Below are 16,939 nucleotides of genomic sequence, written 5' to 3'. Positions count from 1 at the left end.
TTACACCTCACCCCATTGGTCGATTTCATACAGATGTGGATCGAACGGTTTGCCGTCTTGCAACTTGTCGATCATCGCTTGTGACACGCCGATATGGCGGCTACGTGGCGTATCTGAGGCACGGTTTTTAATGCCGTGAGCCTCGCTAGGGATCGGTTCGCCATCTTGAATAATGGTGATGGCATCAGCAACACAGGTTGAGGCACAAGCGGGTTGCTGGCCAACCTTCAAACGGTGCAAACACAGGGTGCATTTTTCCGCTTTTTGGGTATGAGGGTTAACGTAAACCGCGCCAATTGAGCAGGCAGTGATGCAGTGACCACAACCATCGCAACGGCTTTCATCAATTTGTACTGTGCCGTCTACCTTATAGATCGCCTTGTTGCTGCAAGCGACCATACAATCTGGATGTTCGCAATGACGGCAAGAGATGGGCAAAAATTCGCGCTTAACTTTAGGAAAGGTGCCAACGTCACGGTACATCGTCATCTGACGAAAATGGCCGAGCGGGGCTTGAAACTCTTGCTTACACGCCACTGAGCATGCATGGCAACCGACACAACGATTGGTGTCGACGATCATTCGGTACGACATAGATTCGAGTCCTAACAGAGATGTTTAAATAACTGCACAACATCCCAGTCGGACCCAGCTTTCGTAAGCGTAGGCCAACACGTGGCGAACTGATTGGTGCGGAGCGTATTAAATGCAAACTTGCGCGGTTTCTAAACAAGCAAACCACAATAACTTGAACAAGATCACACTCACTGTTGGCGTATGCCACTTTATTAACCGCGCAATTGATAATGATTTTTAATTATAGAGTTGACCGATTCATATTATGTATGGCATCACAGCATTTCTGCACTCTTATCCACAACGATTTCTTCCGCAAATATCGTTACATTGGTTGGTAACTTACTCACTTTTTTCACCGATTAAAGGCACCGTAAATTTTGCGTGTGAAACTGCAAGATTTACTTTTGAAAGAATATTTTTTTTATTAGCATCTCGACCTTTCAAAAACCAGTCAAATCCTTTGCCATGATAGTAGTCACCTGCAGCGAATCGTGTAAGAGAGTTAGATAAAAGTGCAACACTTAAATCGGGATTAGACAGATAGCCACAATCAAAGTACATAGAGTAAAAAATTATTTTATACTCACCATCTTTATTAAACTTATAACTATCCATAATGTTTTCAGAATATTTTAACTCGCTAGATGGTGGTAAAATAGTAACTCTATGATTTTCTTCATCAAGGCGAGATCCTTGCACACCAAGATAGGTAACATCCTTATAATTCTCAATAACATACCTTTTTGTATGCAACTCATTCAATATATAACTACTTCGAGCTACAATCGGCCAACCAATGATGCACAAATTTTTGTCAGAAACATTTTTAATTTTTACTTCAAAGTAAATACCATCTTTACCGAAGGCGTTTTTCGATAGTAATTTAGAGTTTAGTTCTGCCAAGTTTGCAGATTCATCACAATAGCCATTACTCAAGAAAAATAAACATAAAATTATAAAAATAACTCTCATAATCAATATCTCTTTAGTTATAAAAATTCCTGAAAGCCATAGCTGAACTCAAAATTTAAAAATCATAAAACAATTATGACATCACATTTTACTTATTGCGAAAACAAAATATGTGCGTAACCGGAACATTTGAAAAATGAATATCATGAAACTTTATGTAAAAAAGCCCTTACATGAACAATAAGGGCTTTAATGAAATAGCAGCAATTATTTCGCATCAGGCCGTTTGACGACTGCCGCTGTCATGCGTGAGATGCAGGTGAGTTCATCGGCGCTGTTGTAGATTTTGATCTCCCACACTGAGGTGCGGCGGCCGAGGTGAATCGGTTTGGTGATGGCTTTAAGTTCACCGCTGCGGGCGGCTTTGATGTGGTTGGCGTTAATCTCTTGGCCGACACAGTAATACTGCTCAAAGTCGACGGCGAAGTTGGCGGCATAGCTGGCGATGGTTTCAGCTAGCACCACGTTAGCACCGCCGTGCACCATGCCGATCGGGTTATGGATGGCTGGCGTGGCCGGCATGGTGGCGACCAAATAATCCTCGCCAATTTCGGTGACTTTGATGCCCATGGTTTGCATCAAACTGCCCTTGCCGCCAAGGCCTTTATCCAGACGTGCGCAGTCTTCCAAGGTCACTTCACGAAACCAGATACTCATTTTAGTTATTCCTTATTAATCGAACCCAACACAGTGTACGCGCTGACGACATTCTCGCCCAATAGCCTTTAGGCGGAAGCCTTGTTTGTTAGCGTTAGCGCGGCTAATTGGCGATTGTGCCAACGGCTGAGCAGTAACATGGCGCAGATCGAGCCAATCAAGGCGAACAACATATCTGATTGGGTATCCCACACATAACCTTGTGTGCCAAGAAACGCTTCGGCGTTATCACCGGTCGCCACCGCCACCCACCATTCGATGAGTTCGTAAAAGGCAGATAGTGCCAGCGCGAAACAGACACACAGAAAGCCGCACCAACCGCTAGGTTTTAGCACGTTATTACGCAGTAATATTTCACGGCACAACATGGCGGGAATAAAGCCTTGGGCAAAATGGCCCAGCTTATCGTAGTTGTTGCGTTGCCAATCAAATAGCACGCTAATCCAATCGAACAGCGGCACTTCGGCATAGGTGTATTTAGCGCCGACAAACAGTACACAGCAGTGCACTAACACCAACACAGAGATCATGGTGGTTGGTCGATGTTTCCAGTAAAACCACCCGAGCAGTGGTAAGGCAATTAAGCTGGGTAAGGCTTCCATCCACCAAGTAAAAATATCATGAGGTTGGTATAGCGACCACAGCAACACCATTGCATAAACTACAAGCCAAAGGGCGGTTTTTTTCAATTTTCTACTCCCAGATCGTCATTGTTCTAGAACTAAAATAAACACTTTAGCCATCTAGCCCTCCACAGCGAAGGAAAAAGGTGCTAATTTGAGCCGAGTGTTGAGGGGGAGCTTAACACATCACGCATCAAACTATCGTTAAGGGGTATCGAAATCATGGCGAAACACTCGCTGGACAAGGACAAAATCAAGTTCCTGCTGTTGGAAGGCGTCCACCAATCAGCTGTAGATACATTACAGCGTGCTGGTTACACCAACATCGATTATCACAAAGGTGCACTGTCGGGTGACGATTTGATTAACGCCATCAAAGATGCACACTTTGTCGGGCTACGTTCCCGTTCGCAACTGACTGAAGACGTGCTCAAGCACGCAGAAAAACTGGTCGGCGTTGGCTGCTTCTGTATTGGTACTAACCAAGTGGATCTTAAAGCCGCTGAGCGCTTAGGTGTGCCAGTATTTAACGCACCATTCTCTAACACTCGCTCTGTAGCTGAGTTGGTGTTGGGCGAAATTATTATGCTGATGCGTGGTATCCCCCAACGTAGTGCTTCAGCTCACCGTGGTGGTTGGCTGAAAAGTGCCAAGGGCAGTTTTGAAGTCCGCGGTAAAACCCTCGGTATCATTGGCTATGGTCATATCGGTACTCAACTGGGCATTCTGGCGGAAACGCTGGGCATGCGCGTAGTGTTTTACGATATTGAAGACAAACTGCCGCTGGGTAACGCGCAACAAATTCGTTCACTGCCTGAGATGTTAGCCCAAGCTGACGTTGTGAGTTTGCATGTACCAGAAACGCCATCAACGCAAAATATGTTTGCGGCGGCCGAGTTGGAAGCCCTGAAACATGGCGCCTTTGTCATCAATGCCTCACGCGGTACAGTGGTCGATATCGACGCGCTGGCGGAAGCGATTAAAGCTGGCAAAGTGGCTGGCGCAGCGGTGGACGTATTCCCGGTTGAACCAAAATCAAACGACGATGAATTCCAAAGCCCACTGCGCGGTTTGGACAATGTGATTCTGACCCCACACGTGGGTGGTAGCACCGAAGAAGCCCAAGAAAACATCGGCATTGAAGTGGCAGGTAAACTAGCAAAATACTCAGACAACGGTTCAACGGTATCTGCTGTTAACTTCCCTGAAGTATCGCTGCCGCAATACCACGAAACCTCGCGTTTGCTGCACATTCACCACAACCGCCCAGGTATTCTGATCAAGATTAACCAAGCGTTTTCTGAAAAAGGCATCAACATTGCGTCGCAGTTCCTGCAAACCACGCCAGAAATTGGTTACGTGGTGATGGAAGTGAACACCGACCAAGCCTCAGAAGCGTTTGAACAGCTGAAGGCGATTGAAGGCACGATTCGTACCCGCTTGTTGTACTAATCTCTTCATTGTTGTATGCGAATTTTTCAGGGCGTCCATAGTGGCGCCCTGTTTATTTGGCGGAGATCCGTTACAATCGCCCCACTAACATGGCAACTTTTTGCAGGACATTTGTTATGGGCAACTCTGTTATCGCGCCCGATTGGGCCTTAGATGCTGGAACTCCTGAGTTACTGGTTTCCCCTCTCACCCATCTGGGATTAATCGCTGTTACCGGCGAGCAAAACCGCACCTTTGTGCACGGCCAAGTGACCGCTGATATTACCGGTCTTGGTGCCAATGATTGGCGTTGGAGCGCCCACTGTGACGCCCGCGGTAAGATGTGGTCCGCCGCGAGAGTATTTATGCAGGGCGATACCCTGATGATGTTGCTGCCTAAAGATACCTTGGCGCTAGATCTGCCAGAATTTAAAAAGTATGCCGTGTTTAGCAAGGCGGAACTGACCGACGCTAGCAGCGATTTTGCAATCTATGGCGTGGCGGGCAGCCAAGCAAGCCAATGGTTAGCGGATAACGTCAGTCAGTTTGATGCCAGCGCAGCGGTATCACAGTTAGACAACGGCGTGATTCTGCAAGATGGTGAACGCTTTATTGTGGTGCTGGCAACGGCGGCAGCAGCCAGCCTGTTTGCCGACGTGCAGCAGTATGATGCACTGGCGTGGCGCGCGTTAGAAATTCAAGCGGGCTACCCTAACGTGCCAGCGGCACATCAAGGCCAATTTGTGCCGCAGATGTGTAACCTGCAAGCGGTAGGCGGTATCAGCTTTACTAAAGGCTGTTACATGGGCCAAGAAACCGTGGCACGCATGAAATACCGTGGCGGCAACAAGCGCGCCCTGTATGTGATTAAAGGCCATAGCGCTGCAACAATCACCTTAGATAGCCAGTTAGAAATTGCCTTAGACGACGGCTTTCGCCCCGTAGGTGCCATTATCGAAGTGGCGCAACAAGGGGAGTTGGTATTGCTGACCGCAGTACTGCCAAACGACACCGAAGTCGGCGCCAAACTGCGCGTCGCAGGCGATGACAGCAGCGAACTGACCGTGCAACCGTTGCCGTATAGTTTGGAAGAATATAGCTGAGTTTCGAGTTTCGAGTTTCGAGTTTCGAGTTTCGAGCGAAAGATTACAAGCAAAGCTGCGAGTTATGAGTATCGAGCGGAAGATGACAAGCAAAGCTGCGAGCCGCTTTTGCTTTAACTCGAAACTCGCAACTCGTAGCTCTTAACTTCTCTCCTGCAAATGCGCCCATTCTTCTGGGTCATCGGCGTATTCGAGTCGAATCTTTTCTACCTGCGGCAAGATGCGTAAGAAGGCATCGACTAAGCGTGGTTCAAAGTGTTTGCCGCGCTCTTTTTGCAGTAAATCTACAGCCTCTTCCACCGTCCACGCCCGTTTGTATGGCCGTTCAGAGGTCAATGCATCAAACACATCTGCCAATGCGGCAATGCGCGCTTCTAGCGGAATATCCTCACCACTTAAACCGGCGGGATAACCAGTACCGTCCCAACGTTCATGATGATGTAAGGCAATTCTGCGTGACATTTGCAGCAAAGGATCGGGATGATCGCCGATGATTTCAGCACCAATCTGCACATGCTGCTGCATAATGGCCCACTCGTCGGGATCGAGTTTACCGGGTTTGCGTAAAATGGCGTCTGGGGTACCAATCTTGCCGACATCGTGCATCGGCGAGGCGTTAAAAATGGTGTCACAAAATGAGGCGGGTAAGCCGAGTTCTTCTGCCAGCAAACGCGCATAATGGCTCATGCGGATTACATGGGTGCCGGTTTCGTTATCGCGGTATTCGGCGGCGCGGCCAAGGCGTTTGATGATCTCAAAACGGGTCTGTTCTAACTCTAAGGTGCGGGCTTTGACTTGCTGCTCAAGGTGACGTTGTTGGTCGTACAAATTCAACTGACCGCGCACCCGAGCCTTAACGATAGCGGCGCTGATCGGTTTAGAGATGTAATCGACCGCACCGAGTTCAAAGCCTTGCTGTTCGTCCGCCTCTTGCGACATGGCGGTAATAAAAATCACCGGAATCGCCTGCGTCACCGGATCTTGCTTTAACTGACGACAAACTTCGTAGCCGCTGATGCCCGGCATCATCACATCCAACAAAATAATGTCGGGCGGCGAACGTTTAGCAAGTTGCAGTGCTTTATAGCCATCAATAGCGACTTTGACCTTGTAATGCGGCGCGAGAATGCCCACCAAGATATCGATGTTTTCAGCAGTATCATCAACAACTAACACTGTCGCTTGTTCCATTGGTATCCACCTACATCTGTTTTACGCTGTCAGCCCTTCAAGTAGGGACTCAATCACTAAGCTCGCTTCATCGAAACGATAAGCGCCGACCATGCTTGCTAGCGGTTTGAGTTGTTGCTGTAACACCTCATCACCTTGCTCCATAAGCTGTTGCAACACAGCAATCGCTGTGGGGTCAGCATCCTCCAGCAGCCGTTGCAGTTGCTGTAACTGTGCTACAACGCCACCATCACTGAGCATAGCGCTCAGGTTATTATTGTTGGAGACCGTACCTTGCTGCCAGCAAGATATTGCACTAACAATGGTATTAATACGTTGTTCTAGCGCAGCCAACTGGACGTCTGTCAGCGGTTGTTGCGCCGCTATTTGTTGCTCTAGCTGCTGTGCTTGCTGCGCCAATGCGGTGTTAGCTAAGTTGCCCGCTAACCCTTTTAAGGTGTGTAACATTCGCTGCGCATCTTGCTGACGTTGTTCTGCTAGTGCTAACCGCACCTGCTGCACCACATCATGCTGCCCGGCGGCAAAGCGTTCTAATATTCGTTGATATAGCCGTTTCGAACCTTGCACTAGCTGCAAGCCACGGTCAACATCGATCTCTTCCGATACTGGCCAACTCACCAGTTGATGTGAATGCAGCGGCCGCGTTTCGTCCAGCGGTTCATCACTGAGACTATCGTTATCGCCGAGGTAACGCAGTAAGGTTTGATAGAGCAGCTTAACCTCTATCGGTTTCGCGAGGTGATCATTCATGCCCGCGGCTATGCAGCGATCTCGGTCGCCAGACATGGCGTTGGCCGTCATAGCCACTATCGGTAGTTCAGTAAATTGTGGTAGCTGGCGCAATGCTTGTGTGGCTTGGTAACCGTCCATAATTGGCATTTGGCAGTCCATTAACACTAAATCAAATGGTTGTTGCTGCAACATGTCAATCGCCTCTTGGCCGTTATTGGCAATGCTGAGCTGCATACCGGCGATGCGAATAAACTCCGAGGCCACCTCTTGGTTCATCTGGTTATCTTCCACCAGCAAAATGCGCTTACCCCGCAGTTGTTGTAACGGTAGATCAGCGGTGGGCGATGTTCGGCGAATATGCACAACACCGCTGCGGCCGAGTGCTGCCATAATGGCATCGAGCAACTGCGAGGCGCTGGCAGGTTTGGCAACATAGCCGTTAATGCCAGAGTGACTGACTTGCTCCAGTAACTCGTGGCTGGCATGGGCGGAAATCATGATAATCAGTGGATTATCTTCCAGCGCTTTGAGCTGTTTGGCGGTTTCAATGCCATCCATTTCTGGCATCATCCAATCAATCAGCGCTAAGCCATAGTGTTGCTGCTGATATTTATCTATCGCTTCGTGACCGCTGCGGGCGGTATCAACAGTAAAGCCCATGCTGGTCAGGGTAGATTTTAGAATGGAGCGAGCGGTGGCGTTGTCGTCGACCACCAGCACCGGCATGCCCTCTAACTCTTGCGCGACTTTAAGTTGGGTGTTGTCGGCAATGTGTAATTTGGCGGTGAAGTAGAAGGTACTGCCATGCCCATAGAGGCTTTCGACACCGATCTCACCGCCCATTAACTGCGACAACTGTTTGGAAATAGCCAGCCCCAAACCAGTGCCGCCATAGCGACGCGTGGTGGTGCTATCAGCTTGCGAGAACGACTGAAACAGCTTTTGTTGCTGCTCTTGCGTCAGGCCAATACCGGTATCTTTGACGGCAAATTTCAGCTCAATCTCTTGCCCGTTACGCGACAGTTCGGTGATCGATAACATCACCTCGCCCTGCTCGGTAAATTTGAGCGCGTTGCCCATCAAGTTAACCAGCACTTGGTACAAACGCAGCGGATCACCAATCAGCGCACCGGGCACACTGGCGGCGACGGAGAACAGCAACTCCAGCTGTTTATCGGCGGCGCGCAACGAGAACATATCCGCCAGATCTTCCAGCAGGTTATCCAATTGGAACGGCACAGTTTCAATATCGAGCTTGCCTGCTTCGATTTTGGAGAAGTCGAGAATGTCGTTCAAAATCCCTAGCAGTGATTGTGATGACCGCTCAATCTTTTCTAAATAATCCTGCTGTTTAGGGGCGAGCTTAGTTTGCAGACACAGCTGCGATAAGCCGATAATGGCGTTCATCGGCGTGCGGATTTCGTGCGACATATTGGCTAAGAAATCACTCTTGGCTCGGCTGGCGGCATCGGCTTGATCGCGCGCCACTAACAGCGCCTGTGACAACTCTTTTAAGGCCGATACATCGGCCATAGTCATCACGATGGATAAGTTATCGCCCTCACCTCGCACAGTGGCGTTAACCGCCATCCATTTTGGCCGACCATCAGCCACTTTAAGCGCCCATTCGGCACTAAAGCCCTGCTGCTTGCCCGACGCAACCCCAGCTAATAACTCGGCGGCTGCCGCCTGTTCGTCTTGCAATAAGTCAATGAATAAACGGTGTTTTAACACTTGGGCATCGGTTCCCAAAGCGTTACCGAAAAAGTCGTTACAATCGATGATGACACCTGAGGCATCAAGATTAACAATGCCCATGCCAGCACAGTCAAACAGGGCGCGGAAGTGTGCTTCGCTTTGAGCCAACTCGTTTTCCATCTGCTTACGATCGCTGACATCCATCATGTAACCGTTCCACAAAATCCCTTCGGCTGTGTCGGTGCCCCGCGCACCAGCTTCCAACCAGCGATACTGTCCGCTCGGGTGCAAGTAGCGAAATGTCGCACTCCATTGCATTCCTTGCTTACCACTGAGAAAGTTCACCACTTGTTGGCGATCTTCCGGATGAATGCGCGGCGACATCACATTGTTGAGGCCGATAATTTCATCACGGTGCAGGCCGAGCGTGGAAATTGAGGAGTTGGAAATGAAGTTCATGGTGCGCTTGTCATCAGCATCCACCAGCAATTGGAACACAGTACAAGGAATCGATTCCGTGATGTTTTCCAGCTGCTTACGCGATTGATACAAACGCTCGTTGGTTAACTTGATCTCAGTGATGTCGTTCAAGCTGCCATCAAAATACAGTGGGTTGTCATCCTCATCGTAACTCGCTTTCGCCCGCTCACTGACCCAGCGGATGGAACCATCTCGATGACGGATGCGGTATTCCACCTCCACCGAGACGTGTTGCGCAATACCGTCCTCAATGACTTTCACCCGCTTCGGCAGATCTTCGGGCAATACGATATCGGCGTAAGCGGTTTTGCGGTTGTCAAAGAAGTAGGCGGTGGGATACCCCGTGATATCGGCGATATTGTCACTGATAAACTCCAGCGGCCAGTCGTCACGAAGATAGACGCGGAAAATCGCCACTGGCACATTGGTGGCCAAGCTGCGAAAACGCGATTCACTTTCTCTTATCTGTTTTTCTGCCGCCAACTGCTCGGTCATATCATGGATGGATGCCGCAATTTGCTGGCGGCCTTTGAGATCGGCGGGGAGTTTACTCAAGCCAATTTGCGCCTGAAACTCTCGGCCATCGGCACACAGTACCGGAAAGGTTTTACCTAAGCCCATGCCACGGCTTTGCCCATGGTTAAAAAAGCCCTGCCGCAGTGGCACATGGGCGGCACGAAACTGTTGCGGCAGCAGATCTTCAATGCTCATACCAAGCAACTGCTCAGCAGAATAGCCCAGCAAACTCTGACAACGGCTGTTGCTGAATACTAAGGCGCCAGTGTCTTCGACAATGAGCATCGCCTCTGGAGCAGCCTCTAACACGGCGTTGGCCCATGTCGCAGCCGAGAATTGCTCGGTGATATCGCTAAAGAGCATCTCCACCGATATCACCTCTTGCTGCTCATCAACAAATGGCTGCATGAACACATCTAAGCGATGCAGTGCCCCGTCCGCGCCTTGCATCTCCACTTGATGCGGTGGCACAGTTTCACCGCGAAACGCGCGCTCCATCAATAACCAGTTTTGTTCATTGATGGGGTTACCGGAAAACAGCCGTTGATATTTACGCTTGACCAATTCGGGCGCCACGCCCAGCACTTTCTCCACGCCATCACTGACATGAGTCAATTGCCCAGCATTATTCATCGAGCAATAAAACGACTTATCGCCCATGCCATCAATTAGCTGCGCAAAGCGGTTACCGCGTGAGTCCAGCAAGGCTTGCTCACGTTGCTGTAACGTCTGCGCCATTTCATTAAAACTATGCGCCAACAAGGCGATTTCACGTACACCACCGGCAGGTGCCAGCAAGCGCTCGACGCCGCCGTGGCTAAAACTGTTAATACCTTGTTCCAGTTGCTCCAACGGCTTGGTCAGGCGCCGAGCGGTGTAATAGCTAGCAAGCACTAACAAGCCGACAAACAACAGCAAGCCCAGTGTTTGCAGTGAGAAATCCCAAATAAACGCCTGCCACAGTTGCTGTTCCGGTGTTAAGACCACCACGCGCCAATGCAACGGATTAACTTCCACCACGCTGGCAAAATAATTCACGCCATTGGCACCCGTTAGCTCGATCTCTTGCCCATCGGTAGCCATCACTTCCGAGGTTTTCGCTTTACCATCTTTGAGGGCTAACCACTGCACCAGTTGCATCGGTTGTCGACTATCGTATCCTGGCGCCGAGATCAACAAACCGCGATGGTCCACCACCAATAACTGCGATGCAGCAACGCCAAGTTGCGCGGGCAATGATGACAAGGCGATATCGGCGGTCACCACACCATAAAAATTATCCGCTGGGCCAAACGGCTGCGAGAAACTCACCATCAAAGCGTTGCCAGCACCTTCATCAAAATAGGGGGCGCTCCAATATCCTTTAGGCCGCTTTAATGCCTCAGTCCACCACTCCCAATCGCCGCTGCTGTAGTCGTAGCCTTCTTGAGCGATATCTAAGGTGGCAATGCTGTTGTCATGCCGATAGGCATAGGGAGCAAACCGAGCCCCTTGTTGAAACACACCGGTTTTAAAGGCGATAGCGCTGCCAAATAGCGCGTTATTACCTGCCACGCGATCAGTCAAAATGCTAAACAGATAACTGGGTAATGGCTGCTGCGGCCAATCTTGAAAACTTAACGAGTATGCCAACATTTGTGTATTGGATTGGGCCTGCTGCATCTGCGCTTGTAGGCGCTCAGCGCCATCTTTGGCTTGCTCATGCAGTTGGCTGAAGAAGTGTTGTTGCTTGCTTTGATAGTTAAACCAACCCGCGATGCAGTAGATAACAGTCATCACCACGATCAACGGCATTGCCAGCTGTGACAGGATTCGGCGGCGGAAACTTTGAAACGAGGCAATATCTCGCATGAGTCACTCTCTTTTAATGCTTAGCGACAAAGGGCCCAAAACACAAATTAACAAAATTCGATACAAATACACAACATTAGTTTAAGGACTCAATATACACATTTTTTTCAAAACCGTTGGTTATTTTTATTACGAAAGTGTTGAGCCAATACACAAACCCAAACAATCAGTTAGCTACGATAAACCCGGTTGCCCATTGATGTTTATTTTTTGTGCACCGCAACATTTTAGACACCCAACCGTGCCCGCAAAACTGCGTCAACGCGCCAAGCTAAATGCAACAAAATAAGGTTTACGCTAAAAACGATAAGTCACCGCGGCTGACAAAAATTTTGCTAAGCTAACAAACACTGTCTGCCTCAGGGATTTCGCCCAAGGATTTTCATGCAACATTCGCAGCCTTCGACCATTGTCAATCTGCAACACGTCAGTAAAGGCTTTGCTGATGGTGGCCAATATCATCAAGTTTTACATCAGCTTAATCTCAGTATTCACACCAGTGAAACGGTGGCGCTCACCGGCCCCAGTGGTAGTGGTAAAAGCACGCTACTCAATATTATTGGCGGTTTTGAATACGCGGATGACGGACAACTGCAACTACTCGGACAAAGCACGCAAACCTGGGGCGATAGCGAATGGAGTCAATTTCGCCGCCAATCGCTCGGGGTGGTGTTTCAACAGTTCAACTTGCTAACGCCGCTGAATGTGCGCGACAACATTCTGTTTCCTTTGAGTTTACTCGGTCGAGGTTGGAATGATTGGTGTGACTATCTGCTAGAAAAACTGGGCATTGAAGCACTGCAAAATCGGGCGGTGGAGCAGTTATCTGGCGGGCAACAGCAGCGGGTAGCCATTGCCCGCGCGTTAGCACATCAACCGGCGTTACTGCTGGCCGATGAGCCGACAGGCAACTTAGATGCCGTTGCTGGTGAAGAGGTGATGCAGCTATTAGTGAAACTGGCGGCCGATGCAGGCACTGCGATTTTGATGGTGACCCACAGCGACACCGCCGCTCAATATATGACGCGGCGCTGGCATTTAGAGCAGGGCCAAATCCATGAATGATTGGCGACTGAGCTGGCGGGCGCTGCGAGTCTATTTGGCGCATTATCGCCATGCACCGTTGCAAGCGGGCGCGATTCTGCTGGGGATTATCCTCGCTGTCACCTTGCTCGTGGGCGTAAAAGCCACTAACGACAACGCCATCAACAGTTATCAACATGCTGGCGAAGCGCTGGGGCAACAGGCTAGCGCACTGCTCTCTAGTCAAACCCGCAATGGCAAAATCGACCAGCAACGTTACTTTGCGATGCGCCGCGCAGGCATTCATGCATTGCCGGTACTCAGCGGTGATATTGATGATGCCAACGGCAAAGAGTGGCAGATCACCGGTAGCGATGTAGTCGCGGCACTGGCGGCGCTAGGAGGGAATACGGAGCAACCCGATGCCACCAACCATATTGATTTTACGGCGATTCCGCTGGCTAAATTGTTGGCTGGTGAGCCGATTATTCTGATGAGCCAAAGCCAGTTTCAAGCCTTGGGCTTTGCCCAGCAAACAGCCCCGCGCTTGACGCTAGCAGGCACTCAGCTCACGCCGATTGCCCTGCCCGATAGCAGTAATCTAGGCCATCGGTTGTTTGTCGATATCAGCATCGCGCAGCAACTGTTACAACAACCCGATAAACTCAGTTACATCGCGCTGTATGGTGAACCAGACCAGCTCAAGCAACAACTCAGTAATGCCGGTATTGCCATTGATGATCTGCTGCTCACGCTACAAGATCACGGCCAAGCGCTGACCGATCTCACCGCCAGTTTTCACCTGAATTTAAATGCGATGGCACTGCTGGCATTTTTAGTGGGGCTGTTTATCGCGTACAACGGCGTGCGCTATAGCCTGATGAAACGGCAACGGCTGTTAATCCAACTGATGCAGCAAGGCATTAGTCGCCGTGCCATCATGCTGAGTTTACTCGCAGAATTGCTGCTATTAGTGATAGTTGGCGCCGGCATCGGCTTCATACTGGCACTGCAACTGAGCCAATGGTTACAACCAATGGTGGCGATGACCTTAGAGCAACTTTACGGCGCCACTTTGCTACCTGGACAATGGCGCTGGCAATGGCTGGCGCAAGGTGCCGGACTAACACTGATTGCAGCGCTGCTCGCTTGCGTACCGTTATACCGTAGTTTGAGCCACGGCAGTTTGGCACAAGGCGGCAAACGTTATCTACAAACAATGCAACACCATGTGATTCATCGACGCCTGTTCAAATTAGGGCTGCTATTGCTGGTATTGGCGGCGCTGGCCTACCCGTTCAGCCAACAACATCAACAAAGCTTAGGGCTACTGGGGTTACTTACCTTAGCCATTCCACTATTGTTGCCGCAGTTGCTGCAATGGTGCCTTGGTTTGTTGGTGCCGTTAGCCAAAAGTGGTTTATGGCGTTACGCCGTGGCTGAAAGCCGTGAGCTGATCGCACCACTCGGCTTAGCCATGATGGCATTAGTGCTGGCGCTGTGTGCCAATATTGCCATGAATAGCTTAGTCGGCAGTTTTGATCACACCCTGCGCAGTTGGCTCAACGTGCGCTTGCATGCCGATATCTATCTGCATCCGGGGGAAGATCGCGTCGCCCCCATTGCCGATTATATGCAGCAACACCATCCTGATGTGCCACGCTTCTATCAATGGCAAGCCAGCTACTATGCCAAACAAGATGAACGCGGCTTAGGCATCAACTTGGTCGGCCGCGATGCACTGTCGATTGCCGAAACCACGGTGTTCAAACAACCGAGCAGTACGAGTGCACAACACTCTGCCGTTGAGCAAGTGTTGGCGGGCAACGCCCTATTTATTAGCGAGCCATTAGCGCTCAAACTCCAGCTAAGCCAAGGCGATAAGTTAGCGTTGTGCGCCGACAGCCAATGCCAGCAGCGACACTCATTCACGGTGGCAGCTATCTACTTTGACTATGGCAACCCTAAAGGTGAAGCGGTGGTCAGTGAACGCACTTGGCAGCAACTGCAACTGCCGCCGAAACCACTGGGTATTGCCTTTGGACAAGTGGCAAATGTCGATGCATTGACACAAGAATTACAGCAACAGTTTGACCTCAATCCGGCGCAGATCTACAGCCAACAGAAGATCCGCACCACGGCTATCACCATGTTTAATAAAACCTTTAGCATCACGCTGGTGCTAAATACCTTAACCTTGTTGGTCGCTGCTATCGGCTTATTCAGCGCCGTATTGATGATGACACAATCGCGCCAAGCACCGCTGGCGATGCTGCGCGCGCTGGGTGTACCACAAAAACAATTGTGGTTGATGCTACTGCTGCAGATCTGTTTAGTGGTGCTGCTGACCTGCATCATCGCCCTACCGCTCGGCGCCCTGCTCGGCTTTTTATTGATTCATAAAGTCACGCTGCAAGCCTTCGGCTGGACCATTCCGATGTTATGGGATTGGGTGGCTTATGGTCGTGTGGTGCTGCTATCGCTGCTGTGCTGTATTGTGGCGGTGTTGTTGCCTTTGTACTGGCAGAGCCGCCGCTCGTTGGTGTCCTCGCTACAACAGGAGGTGTTGTAATGAAGCCGTGGTTTGCTCAGTATTTACTCATACTGCTGGCGCTGCTGTTATTAACTGGCTGTGAGCAACCCAGCCAAACACCTGCCATGGGGCAGTTGATGGGGCGTGGCGCCAGCGACTACGCGCAGGTGTTGCCCAATCAAGCGTTGCATTTTCCCGCCGATCATTTAGCACATCGCCAATTTCGGCAGGAGTGGTGGTATCTCACCGCCAACCTGACAACCGATAGCGGCGAACCGCTGGGGCTGCAATGGACACAATTTCGTATCGCGCTTAACAGCCAAGCACCCACCAATTCCTCGCCTTGGGCCAGCAATCAATTGTGGATGACCCACGCGGCACTCACCTTTAGCGATAGCCACCAAACCGCCGAACGTTGGAGCCGCGATATTCACGCTAACAACGCGCCTGCCGGTGTCAGCGGCATGCCGCTCAGCGTGTGGAATGATAACTGGCGTTGGCAAGCCAGCAATAATGGCGCTGATACTGCCAATCCAAACTATGGTTTACTTCCCGCACGCTTGCAGGTCACCGATGCCGAGCTGGCGTACGAACTGCAACTCAGCAGCCAAGCCCCCTTGGTGCTGCAAGGTGACAACGGCTACAGCCGCAAAAGCGCCGACGGCAAAGTCGCCTCTTATTACTATTCACAACCGTTTATCCATGTCAGCGGCAAGGTGCGACGTGATGGTCAGTGGCTGAATGTGAGTGGCGATGCTTGGCTCGATCGCGAATGGAGTTCAGAGTTTCTGACACGCCAGCAACAAGGTTGGGACTGGTTTGCCATACGCTTAGCCGATGGTTCGGCGCTGATGCTGTTTCAGCTACGAGCGACCGAAGGCCAAGCACCATTTTACAGCGGCAAACGCATTTGGCCCGATGGCCACGAGCAACGGATTGCCGCCGAGCAGATCCAACTCAAGGTTAGCAAGTGGCACAAACTGGCCGATAAACGTTATCCGGTGGCATGGCAGATCGATTTGCCGAGTGAGCAACTTGAGTTACAAGTGGAAGCGCTCAACAACGATGCCCGCATGCCACTGTCAGTCAGCTATTGGGAAGGACCAATCCGTGTCACCGGTAGCCAGCAAGGCAGCGGTTATTTGGAGCTAACCGGCTACTAATTCAGAAAGCGTTTAAATGAACGCTTCGGGCGGCGGAGCGCAATTTATTCGGCGTTCAGTTAGCCGCTGCTAATGAAGGATCACTACACGACACATCAGCAGCCCAAGCTAAATTTAAGCAAGACTTGCTCGTTATCGATTCTGAACAAGAGTGTATTAGTCTAATAAACCGATGACAATTAGCGAAACGGTTGGGTCAACACCAAGGCTAATACGCCTTAAAACAGCTAATAGTCCAAAGATTGAGTCAATGCCTTGAGTGTTTAAAATCTAAAAAGCAAAAAGGCCACCCGCTTGGGTGGCCTCTTCTTAATTAGGCGTCTGGCGATGACCTACTCTCACATGGGGCGGTCCGACGTCTCGGAGCCACACACAAAAGTGGGCTTC

11 protein-coding genes are annotated in these 16,939 nt (G+C 50.3%); 5 read left to right on the top strand and 6 right to left on the bottom strand.

The annotated features are described in order from the left end of the window. The 4 genes from L9G74_RS00055 to L9G74_RS00040 form a co-directional block, all read right to left on the bottom strand. Entirely contained in the window at positions 1 to 594 is a 594-nt protein-coding gene (locus tag L9G74_RS00055) for a 4Fe-4S dicluster domain-containing protein (protein WP_238894067.1), read from the bottom strand. A gap of 324 nt (positions 595 to 918) precedes the next feature. Then, on the bottom strand, positions 919 to 1,551 hold the full coding sequence (locus L9G74_RS00050) for a hypothetical protein (protein ID WP_238894064.1): 633 nt from the start codon (positions 1,549 to 1,551) through the stop codon (positions 919 to 921). A 207-nt stretch (positions 1,552 to 1,758) separates the two neighbouring features. Next, positions 1,759 to 2,208: a PaaI family thioesterase gene (locus tag L9G74_RS00045; protein WP_238894061.1), complete on the bottom strand. Its 450-nt coding sequence runs from the start codon at positions 2,206 to 2,208 to the stop codon at positions 1,759 to 1,761. Between the two features lie 68 nt (positions 2,209 to 2,276). After that, positions 2,277 to 2,897, bottom strand: coding sequence for a DUF2238 domain-containing protein (locus L9G74_RS00040; RefSeq protein ID WP_500142650.1), 621 nt, complete (start codon positions 2,895 to 2,897; stop codon positions 2,277 to 2,279). Positions 2,898 to 3,053: 156 nt separating this feature from the next. Between L9G74_RS00040 and serA the strand changes: the two genes are divergently transcribed. Beyond that, positions 3,054 to 4,283, top strand: coding sequence for a phosphoglycerate dehydrogenase (gene serA, locus L9G74_RS00035; protein ID WP_238894058.1), 1,230 nt, complete (start codon positions 3,054 to 3,056; stop codon positions 4,281 to 4,283). Between the two features lie 116 nt (positions 4,284 to 4,399). Continuing rightward, on the top strand, positions 4,400 to 5,365 hold the full coding sequence (ygfZ, locus tag L9G74_RS00030; RefSeq protein ID WP_238894055.1) for a tRNA-modifying protein YgfZ: 966 nt from the start codon (positions 4,400 to 4,402) through the stop codon (positions 5,363 to 5,365). A 141-nt stretch (positions 5,366 to 5,506) separates the two neighbouring features. On the opposite strand, the gene L9G74_RS00025 is transcribed toward ygfZ, so the two are convergent. Together L9G74_RS00025 and L9G74_RS00020 are read right to left on the bottom strand one after the other, a co-directional pair. Further along, positions 5,507 to 6,556, bottom strand: coding sequence for an HD domain-containing phosphohydrolase (locus L9G74_RS00025; protein ID WP_238894052.1), 1,050 nt, complete (start codon positions 6,554 to 6,556; stop codon positions 5,507 to 5,509). A gap of 21 nt (positions 6,557 to 6,577) precedes the next feature. Beyond that, entirely contained in the window at positions 6,578 to 11,833 is a 5,256-nt protein-coding gene (locus L9G74_RS00020) for a response regulator (protein WP_238894049.1), read from the bottom strand. A gap of 384 nt (positions 11,834 to 12,217) precedes the next feature. On the opposite strand from L9G74_RS00020, the gene L9G74_RS00015 reads away from it, so the two are divergent. The 3 genes from L9G74_RS00015 to L9G74_RS00005 are packed head-to-tail and all read left to right on the top strand — an operon-like array spanning position 12,218 to position 16,552. After that, positions 12,218 to 12,898 carry an ABC transporter ATP-binding protein gene (locus tag L9G74_RS00015; RefSeq protein WP_238894047.1) on the top strand — a complete coding sequence of 227 codons (681 nt, stop codon included), beginning with the start codon at positions 12,218 to 12,220 and terminating at the stop codon, positions 12,896 to 12,898. Then, the gene (locus L9G74_RS00010; protein WP_238894045.1) at positions 12,891 to 15,428 is read left to right on the top strand and encodes an ABC transporter permease; all 2,538 of its coding nucleotides are present in this window, start codon (positions 12,891 to 12,893) and stop codon (positions 15,426 to 15,428) included. The genes L9G74_RS00015 and L9G74_RS00010 overlap by 8 nt, the downstream gene beginning before the upstream one ends. Continuing rightward, entirely contained in the window at positions 15,428 to 16,552 is a 1,125-nt protein-coding gene (locus L9G74_RS00005) for a lipocalin-like domain-containing protein (RefSeq protein WP_238894043.1), read from the top strand. Before L9G74_RS00010 ends, L9G74_RS00005 begins: the two co-directional genes overlap by 1 nt. The last annotated feature ends 387 nt before the right edge of the window (positions 16,553 to 16,939 follow it).

This window comes from Shewanella electrica (assembly GCF_022321485.1).
Lineage (GTDB): Bacteria > Pseudomonadota > Gammaproteobacteria > Enterobacterales > Shewanellaceae > Shewanella > Shewanella electrica.
The sequence above is the reverse complement of the archived record's forward strand: the minus strand, read 5'-3'. Positions and strand labels throughout refer to the sequence as shown.

What these genes read in the sequence shown, in the direction of transcription:
- L9G74_RS00010 (WP_238894045.1), top strand. Translation starts at nt 12,891, where the DNA reads ATGAATGATTGGCGACTGAGCTGGCGGGCGCTGCGAGTCTATTTGGCG.
- L9G74_RS00015 (WP_238894047.1), top strand. Translation starts at nt 12,218, where the DNA reads ATGCAACATTCGCAGCCTTCGACCATTGTCAATCTGCAACACGTCAGT.
- L9G74_RS00050 (WP_238894064.1), bottom strand. Translation starts at nt 1,551, where the DNA reads ATGAGAGTTATTTTTATAATTTTATGTTTATTTTTCTTGAGTAATGGC.
- L9G74_RS00005 (WP_238894043.1), top strand. Translation starts at nt 15,428, where the DNA reads ATGAAGCCGTGGTTTGCTCAGTATTTACTCATACTGCTGGCGCTGCTG.
- L9G74_RS00025 (WP_238894052.1), bottom strand. Translation starts at nt 6,556, where the DNA reads ATGGAACAAGCGACAGTGTTAGTTGTTGATGATACTGCTGAAAACATC.
- serA (WP_238894058.1), top strand. Translation starts at nt 3,054, where the DNA reads ATGGCGAAACACTCGCTGGACAAGGACAAAATCAAGTTCCTGCTGTTG.
- L9G74_RS00045 (WP_238894061.1), bottom strand. Translation starts at nt 2,208, where the DNA reads ATGAGTATCTGGTTTCGTGAAGTGACCTTGGAAGACTGCGCACGTCTG.
- ygfZ (WP_238894055.1), top strand. Translation starts at nt 4,400, where the DNA reads ATGGGCAACTCTGTTATCGCGCCCGATTGGGCCTTAGATGCTGGAACT.
- L9G74_RS00055 (WP_238894067.1), bottom strand. Translation starts at nt 594, where the DNA reads ATGTCGTACCGAATGATCGTCGACACCAATCGTTGTGTCGGTTGCCAT.
- L9G74_RS00020 (WP_238894049.1), bottom strand. Translation starts at nt 11,833, where the DNA reads ATGCGAGATATTGCCTCGTTTCAAAGTTTCCGCCGCCGAATCCTGTCA.